The 1160-nt window shown below is 53.1% G+C and carries 2 protein-coding genes; both read left to right on the top strand.

Annotated features, from left to right (window positions below; all coding sequences use genetic code 11):
* Nucleotides 1–348, top strand: a 348-nt coding sequence (locus BN1127_RS20065; protein WP_042650617.1) for an EF-Tu C-terminal domain-related protein, incomplete at its 5' end; no start/stop codon positions are given.
* Between the two features lie 111 nt (nucleotides 349–459).
* Entirely contained in the window at nucleotides 460–1002 is a 543-nt protein-coding gene (gene gmhB / locus BN1127_RS20070; protein ID WP_042650618.1) for a D-glycero-beta-D-manno-heptose 1,7-bisphosphate 7-phosphatase, read from the top strand.
* The last annotated feature ends 158 nt before the right edge of the window (nucleotides 1003–1160 follow it).

A 1160-nucleotide genomic window follows, 5' to 3' on the forward strand; every position in this document is an offset into this window, starting at 1 on the left:
CGTGGCGTGAAGCGTGAAGACGTAGAGCGTGGTCAGGTACTGGCCAAGCCGGGCTCCATCAAGCCGCACACCAAGTTTGAATCTGAAGTGTACGTACTGTCCAAAGAAGAAGGTGGTCGTCATACCCCGTTCTTCAAGGGCTACCGTCCGCAGTTCTACTTCCGTACTACCGACGTGACCGGTACCATCGAACTGCCGGAAGGCGTAGAGATGGTCATGCCAGGCGACAACATCAAAATGGTTGTTACCCTGATTGCACCGATCGCAATGGACGACGGCCTGCGTTTCGCTATCCGTGAAGGTGGCCGTACCGTAGGTGCTGGTGTTGTTGCTAGCGTAATCGCTTAATCGATTCGTTATCTGCACACATAAAAGGGGTGGCTTCGGCTGCCCCTTTTTCTTTTTGGGTCTTATGCCCTATGAGATACTCTGCAAAATCATTTATTGAGGTAGTCCCCAGTGAGCAAGCCCGCCATTTTTCTGGATCGTGACGGTGTCATCAACGAAGACACAGGTTATGTCAGCCAGGTAGACGACTTCCATTTCCTGCCTGGGGTGATCGAAGCCCTGCAACTGTTGAAGAAGAAGGGCTACCTACTGATCGTGGTCACCAACCAATCCGGCATCGCCCGCGGTTATTTCAGTGAAGACGACTTCATGAACCTGACGGAGTGGATGGACTGGTCACTGGCCGATCGGGATGTGGATCTCGATGGTATCTATTTCTGTCCTCATCATCCGGATCATGGGGCACCCTGCGATTGCCGCAAGCCTGCACCCGGTATGCTGCTGTTGGCGCAACAGGAGCTCGGCATCGACATGGCACATTCTTATATGGTGGGTGACAAGCCTTCCGACCTGAAAGCGGCCATCAATGCCGGGGTCGGACACAAGGTGATGGTGCGCACCGGCAAGGCAGTGACCGATGAGGGCAATACGCTGGCTGATACCATTTATGACAATCTGCACGATTTTGCCATTTCAGCGCCTTTCGCGGGCTGATTTCGTTCGCTTAATACGCGCATTGGTGGCTTTGTGAGCGAACGGTTGATGAAAGCCATCTTTTTGCAATTATCTGCTTGCCAGAAAGTTTCAGCTCCCTATAATGCGCCTCCATCGACAGGGCAAGCGGCAACGCAAACAACCTCGTCGATAACCTC

Origin of the sequence: Aeromonas media (assembly GCF_000819985.1) — a bacterium.
Lineage (GTDB): Bacteria > Pseudomonadota > Gammaproteobacteria > Enterobacterales > Aeromonadaceae > Aeromonas > Aeromonas media.